General features: G+C 55.1%; 3 protein-coding genes and 1 CRISPR repeat array. All 3 genes read right to left on the bottom strand.

Going from position 1 to position 6,944, the window contains the following annotated elements; translation table 11 throughout:
* Positions 1–117 precede the first annotated feature (117 nt).
* A CRISPR array of direct repeats spans positions 118–1,934; the repeat unit is 36 nt; unit sequence GCTGCGGATTGACTGCAGGCAGTGATCAATTACCAT.
* 47 nt (positions 1,935–1,981) lie between these two features.
* From cas2 to cas9, 3 genes are read right to left on the bottom strand one after another with little or no spacing between them, the layout of a single operon-like run.
* Positions 1,982–2,311 carry a CRISPR-associated endonuclease Cas2 gene (gene cas2 / locus JIN78_RS16315; RefSeq protein ID WP_200393067.1) on the bottom strand — a complete coding sequence of 110 codons (330 nt, stop codon included), beginning with the start codon at positions 2,309–2,311 and terminating at the stop codon, positions 1,982–1,984.
* A 3-nt stretch (positions 2,312–2,314) separates the two neighbouring features.
* Positions 2,315–3,244, bottom strand: coding sequence for a type II CRISPR-associated endonuclease Cas1 (gene cas1 / locus JIN78_RS16310; protein WP_200393066.1), 930 nt, complete (start codon positions 3,242–3,244; stop codon positions 2,315–2,317).
* A 12-nt stretch (positions 3,245–3,256) separates the two neighbouring features.
* Positions 3,257–6,646: a type II CRISPR RNA-guided endonuclease Cas9 gene (gene cas9 / locus JIN78_RS16305; protein ID WP_200393065.1), complete on the bottom strand. Its 3,390-nt coding sequence runs from the start codon at positions 6,644–6,646 to the stop codon at positions 3,257–3,259.
* Between the last annotated feature and the right edge of the window lie 298 nt (positions 6,647–6,944).

Raw genomic sequence — 6,944 nt, 5'->3', positions numbered from 1 at the left:
TGCCAGCCGGCGTGCCAGCGCTGGTCTTTGCCGCCGGAGTTGGCGACGCGGCGGGCCATCACGGTCTTGGCAGCTTGCGAGAACTCCACTGCGGCAGCGGAAAGTGGCCCGCGCATCGCTGCGGATTGACTGCAGGCAGTGATCAATTACCATAACCGGAAAGGAGGCACCCCTTGATTTCTCGCTGCGGATTGACTGCAGGCAGTGATCAATTACCATCTTCGCAATAACGACAAAGTTCGTTCGCAAGCTGCGGATTGACTGCAGGCAGTGATCAATTACCATTTGGTGATGACTATTTCGTCCCACATACGAGCTGCGGATTGACTGCAGGCAGTGATCAATTACCATAAAACTTAAAAACTAAAGGAGAAGTGACTTGCTGCGGATTGACTGCAGGCAGTGATCAATTACCATTTCTTGTTCCCGGTCACTGTTCATGTGGTCGCTGCGGATTGACTGCAGGCAGTGATCAATTACCATATTGTCTTCGGCGACAATGACGAGATTGATGCTGCGGATTGACTGCAGGCAGTGATCAATTACCATTATCGAGCGCAAGGCCATCATCCGCCGCGAGCTGCGGATTGACTGCAGGCAGTGATCAATTACCATCCATGTCCGGGCCAGCATCGCCCCATACATGCTGCGGATTGACTGCAGGCAGTGATCAATTACCATTTCGTCGGAAAGACGCTCGCGATGTTGTCCGCTGCGGATTGACTGCAGGCAGTGATCAATTACCATCTTGAGACTACTGGCCGTATCGGCGCAACGCTGCGGATTGACTGCAGGCAGTGATCAATTACCATAATTGATCCCAACTGGTTCTTTGGTCACCCGCTGCGGATTGACTGCAGGCAGTGATCAATTACCATACGTAGTGTCAAATTCGACTTCCCACAACGGCTGCGGATTGACTGCAGGCAGTGATCAATTACCATATAGTTTCATTTTAATGCGTCTTTCGTTTGGCTGCGGATTGACTGCAGGCAGTGATCAATTACCATGATGCGGCACTTCTCCGCTCCGCTTTCCTCGCTGCGGATTGACTGCAGGCAGTGATCAATTACCATCAACGCGCATCAGGTGTTCCCTTCTCTCGAGCTGCGGATTGACTGCAGGCAGTGATCAATTACCATTCTGCGATTGCGGGGCCCGCTCTTTTTGTTGCTGCGGATTGACTGCAGGCAGTGATCAATTACCATAAAGGTTTCCTTCAAAAAGAACGAGAAAGAGCTGCGGATTGACTGCAGGCAGTGATCAATTACCATCGCGGGGGAAGTTCCCCTCGTGGCCTGCGGGCTGCGGATTGACTGCAGGCAGTGATCAATTACCATCTATGTGGTTGACGGCAGACAGGAGCCTGCGCTGCGGATTGACTGCAGGCAGTGATCAATTACCATAAAAGACAAGCAATGAAGAACCTGTATTGTGCTGCGGATTGACTGCAGGCAGTGATCAATTACCATCCGACCGAGCTTCTTGTGCTTGGCCGAATAGCTGCGGATTGACTGCAGGCAGTGATCAATTACCATCGGACTCACACGGCACCGCTTCACCGGGACGCTGCGGATTGACTGCAGGCAGTGATCAATTACCATTATCGGATTAGACGGGAGCCGCTGTCAGCGGCTGCGGATTGACTGCAGGCAGTGATCAATTACCATCGGGCATGGTGACAATGCCGCCACCACCAAGCTGCGGATTGACTGCAGGCAGTGATCAATTACCATGCGACGGGCGTTTTGCTAATTCTGCCGTCAGCTGCGGATTGACTGCAGGCAGTGATCAATTACCATTTATACTTGCCATTTACTTGCCTCTTATTAGCTGCGGATTGACTGCAGGCAGTGATCAATTACCATGCCCTTGAGGGTGTCCATCCGGCCGGTGTCGCTGCGGATTGACTGCAGGCAGTGATCAATTACCATCTTGACCCCGGTTCTGGCTTTAAATAAGTTGGTTCCGGGGTTTTTGGTTAGAACATTTCGAGTTGAGCGGGCTCTTCTTCGGTTCTGATGCGGCGTTTTCCCAGATAGACTTCCATCCGTTCAAATTGTTTGTCGGTGAACTGGCAGACGCGGACTTCGCCGTCGGGAGGCACGCAGTTGCGGATGCGCTTGAGGTGAACCTCGGTGTTTTCCTTGCTGGGGCAGTGCCGATAGTAGACGGAGTATTGCATCATGGAGAAGCCATCTTCAAGGAGGTCTTTGCGAAAGCGCGTGTATTGTTTGCGCGCTTTCGCCGTGTCGGTGGGGAGGTCGAAGAAGACGATGATCCACATGATTCGGTAGCCTGAGAGTTCCATGTTTTAAAAGGGTTCGTCGGGCCATTCCGGTTCGAAGCCTGGCCACTGAAGTTCTGTTTCCTCGCGGGTGAGAAGGCGGTAAAAGCTGTTGATGTAGCGGGGAAGAGTGGCCATGAGGGGGCCGGTTTGGCTGTCGAGGGTGACGGTGTAGGTGAGAAGGTTGAGGAGGACTTTTCGATTTTCGGGTCGCAGGGCCTCTTCTTCTGATGAATCGGTGGCCAGAAGGCACTTTACGGCACAATCGACGAGGGGACGGAGAGGCTCCATGAGGTCGTCGGCAAGGCAGAAGGGGTTGTCACGTTTGTGATGGAAAACCCCGAGCGCGGGTTGGAGTCCGGCGGAGACGAGAGCGCGGGCGGTGGCAGCGCGAATGATGGCGTAGCCGTAGTTGAGGAGGGAGTTGAAGCGGGATTCGCTCTTGGGATCGCGTTTGTCTCCCTGGCGATAGCGCTCCGGGAAGAGAGCGGGCCAATAGATGCGGGCGGCTTGGGCTTCGTGGTTTTCGGTGTCGCCGGATTTGACGGCTTGGGCGAGGGTGAGGAGCTTTTTGCGAAAGGGATCGTCGAGGAGGTGGGCCTGGGCGGTGATTTTGGCGCGTATGATGGCTTTCCAGGCTTGTTTGCGGGCAGGGAGATCGGCCTGGAGCTGGGCCATCATGCGGGGGACGAGTTCGGTGTGGGTGAGGGTGGGAAGGAGAAGCCCGGCGGGGAGATGTTTCTTGTTGCAAATGATCACTACCGCACCCGATTCAAGCAGGGCGTGGAGAAGAGCTGAGGAGAGGGAGATGGCGGGGTGCTGAAGGATGAGGACGCCGATGTCTTCGCAGGCGAAGGTGCGTTCGCCTTCATCATCGGGGAGTTTGATGACGAGTTGCCGGTGGCGCAGGGAAAGGCGAGCGGGCCGCTGGGAGATTTCGAGGGTGTGTTTGATCACGTCTTCATGATGTTAGTTGCATTCGCGAATCTCTCCGTTGGGGAGGATGGTGACTTTGCGGGCGTTAGGGAAGTTTTTCTCAAAGGTGCCGGGCTTGCATGTATAAAATTTCACGTCTCTGGAATCCCGGGCGTCTGTGTGTAGGATGAATTTTGCCTGCTTGGTTGTGCTGGGCATAGTGCTGTATTTAAAAAGTTCATCCTTATCGTCGATTGTCGCCATCATGCTGTCACCGGTACACAAATAAAAAAGAAACTCGGCCTCGGGATGTTCGGGTGGAGGGGTTTTGTCGAAGATGGGTTGGTGGTTTCGTTTGCGGCGGGTAGCTTCGAAGAGGGTGACGGGTTGGAAGTGGCTTTTGCCGTTGCCGAGGGAGAAAATGACGATGTGGTGGGTGTTGCCAGGGATGATGAGTTCATTTTCGTTTTGGTTCGGACGGAGGGGTATGGCGGCTTTGTTGGGGATGAGGAGGCGGACCTTTTTGATGGGGATGCCGGAGGGAAGGGTGACTTTGCCAAGTTCGGCATCTTGAAGCGGATTCTTATTTTCGAGTTTTTTCAGGAGGTCGGCGCGGAGTTTTCTTCCGGGGCCGTCGTCGCCGAGGTTAAGTTGATCAATACCGCTCTTGGTGAGAGTTTCCTTTAATTGAAAGTGTTGTTCGAGTTCTTTGGGAAGCTTTTTCCCGAAGTCGGCTTGGTAGAGGACTTTTTCTTGTTCGAGGTATTGCTGGACGGCTTGGGCGACGGAGAGGTCGCGGATTTTAGCGGTTTCTCCTTCGGTGAGGTCACACAGTTTTTTCCTGCGCACGAGGATGCCGGGTTTTTCGGTGCTGCCGTAGTTGGTTTCCTCGTGGAGGGGGCCGGAGACTTTGCGCTTAGGTCGGTGGGAGACCCAGATGGCGTTGAGGGAGGCGGCGGCATCGAGGCGGAAGGTTTGCCAAGGGGCAGGGAGATTTTCGAGAGTGGGCTTGAGATGGTAGATGCGGATGGGTTTGACGGATTTTTCGTCTTCCTTGTCGAGCCAGCGGCTTTCGTATTTGAGTTGTTTGGAGACTTTCTGGAGGAGGGAACGATCGCAGGCGGCGATGACGATGGCGTCGAGGGCATGGTGGCGGTGGTCGTCCCGATTCTTGAGGTCGAGGAGGTCGTGGCGAAGAAGGTCGTTGAGTTCCCATTGCTTGCGGAGGAGGGCGGTGTGCTTGCCCTTGGTGCAGAAGACGTGGTGCTCTTTGGCGAAAAGAAGAGTGAGGTAGTGGCGGGCGACGCGGGTCATGTAGGCGGTGTCCACGGCATCGCGGTCAGCAAAGCCTTCGGGGATTTTCTCGGCGAGGAGGCGTTTGCGTTTGGGGTAGGGGAGGTGCTGGGCGCGTTGAGTGAGTTCCTCGAATTCAGAGGATTCTTGACCGAGCCATTCGAGGGGGAGGCGGTCGCCTTTTTGGCGGTTTTGTTCTGAGAAGCAGACGACCTTGTTCATGTAGGAGTTGTCATTGGCTCGCCGGGGATAGATGTGGTCGATATCGACATCGCCGCCGAGGAGTTGGTGGACGCTGATGGGGGCGCCGGAGTAGATGCAGGTTTTGTTCTGCTCCAGCCAGAGTCGGTAGAGGGTGATGGCATCGCGGGTGGGGGCGACGCCGTATTTGGTGAGTTCCTTGGCGGCTTCGTCGCGTTCCTTTTTGTGCTGATTGTTTTTCTTGATGTAGTCGTCGCGTTGCTTACCGGACATTTTAAGGTCGCGGGCCATCTCGAGGTGAATGGCGGCGGGTTTGCCGTGCTTGCGGATGATGCCGTTGACGACTTTGCGGAGCTCGTGGAGGGAGCGGAGGACGAGGGGGTTGTTGACGTGGGGAAAGTGTTGGTCGTAGTGGGTGGTGTCGTTGGGGTTGGTGAGCTGGTCGAGGAGGGGGAGGTGTTTGAAGGTTTTTGAGGCGAATTCGTCACGGCGTGGATAACCTGCGAGGTGTCGGGCGGAGTGTTCGTCTTCACCTTTTTTGCCTTGGTAGAGTTTACCCTCGCGCATGAAGGGAAGGAGCTTTTCGAGAGCCTTGACGGAGAGAGCGCAGTAGCCAGTCGGGAGGGAGATTCGGAGGAGGGATTCCATGGCCTTCTCGTTGAGTCCGGGGACGTGTTCGAGGAGGTTGCGGGTTTCCTCGTCGGTGCGCTGGATGACTTTTTTACTTTCGCTTTCGGGGAGGGTGAGGATTTCCACGATGCGATTTTTTTCGTCTTCGTCGAGGGAGTTCCAGAGGGAGGTTCCAAGGGACTTGGCGAGTTTGTTTTCGGTAGCGAGTCCACCGATGTTGTCGCGTTTGTCGGCTTCGAGGTTGAAGGTGATTTGTTTTTCCTCGGGGCTGTCGGGGAGTTTTGCGATTCTCTTTTTCAAACCCTTGAGAGAGGGCTTTTGAGTGGTGGAGAGGTAGTCGATGGCGACTTTCCGTTCTTCGCTGCTGAGTTTTCGTTCGGTGGGTTTTCTGGGGGTGGATTGGTCGAGGAGGCGAAGATTGTTGAGTTCCTGTAGCATGCGAAACTCCTGAAAGCGGCGGTCGGCGATGGGGGCTCGGAGTTCATCTTTTTCGAGTTCGCAATGACCAATGGAGCCGATGGGCCAATAGACGCGGCGCTGGAAGAAGGTGAGGTTTTCGAGGCCGAATTGCTCAAGAAGGGAGAGGGATTTGTCGCGCTTGACGGGCTTGGTGACGGCGGTGGGATTGTCTTGCTGTCCGTGGGTGCCGAAGCGGAGAGCGTCGGAGAGTTCGGGGTGATGCTTGGCCTGAGTTTCCCAGATGAGTGAGAACTCATGGTGTAGCATGGAGCGGCGGATGTGGCGGGCTCGAAGACGGATGATATTGCCGTGTTCGCCGCCTTCTCTGGCGCGGAGGTGGTAGAGGTGGTTGCCGAGGGTTTGGTGATTGGCGGAGTCGATTTCGTCTTGCAGGCGGGAGATGGCTCCGAGCATCCCTTCGAGCTTCTTTTTGTCGTCGCCTTCGGCGGCATCGACTTCGGATTTTCTTAGGGAGAGGAAGCCTCGGCGTTGGTTGAGATGGAGGATGATGCGGGCGAGTTCGGGGAGAGTGATTTTTTCGCTGAGGGCGCGGTGGCGGAGTTCATAGACATCAAGGTTTTCCCATTGTTGGAGTTCCTTTGCGGTGGTGGGAATCCAGCCGAGTTCGGTGAGGAGTTGTCGGATAAGTTGTTTGCGTTTGCTCTTGCGCGAGGCTCGGCGGCGGGCGGTGCGAGCCTTGCGGCGCTTTTGATTGAGGTGGGTATCCTTGCCGGTGCCAAACTTGTCGATACCTGCTGGAAAGATGCGGACGCCGGAGTCGATTTCTTTATCTTCTTTCGAGAGGCAAGCCCAGCCGATGGAAGCCACGCCCATGTCGAGCCCTATTACATAATTTTTCATAAGTTAGACTTTATGAAAAAATAGGGTTGACTTCGAGGAATGGAAAGCTCAATTTCCTCCTCGGTAATTGATCACTGCTTGTTGTTCTTTTCGTAGCAATAGTCAGATTTTGCGGGCCCTGCTCCACGGAGCATCCCGCCTTTTTTGTGTCCGCAGAGAAGGTGCGCTTGGTATCTATTGGGTGCGGTTGAACGGTTCCCCTTACAAGGGTTGGGCGTAGGTGGCGCAGCGGTTTTGCCAGCCGGCGTGCCAGCGCTGGTCTTTGCCGCCGGAGTTGGCGACGCGGCGGGCCATCACG

Origin of the sequence: Roseibacillus ishigakijimensis (assembly GCF_016595415.1) — a bacterium.
Taxonomy (GTDB): domain Bacteria; phylum Verrucomicrobiota; class Verrucomicrobiia; order Verrucomicrobiales; family Akkermansiaceae; genus Roseibacillus; species Roseibacillus ishigakijimensis.
This window is presented reverse-complemented; position numbering and strand designations above follow the sequence as displayed.

What these genes read in the sequence shown, in the direction of transcription:
- cas2 (WP_200393067.1), bottom strand. Translation starts at nt 2,311, where the DNA reads ATGGAACTCTCAGGCTACCGAATCATGTGGATCATCGTCTTCTTCGAC.
- cas9 (WP_200393065.1), bottom strand. Translation starts at nt 6,646, where the DNA reads ATGAAAAATTATGTAATAGGGCTCGACATGGGCGTGGCTTCCATCGGC.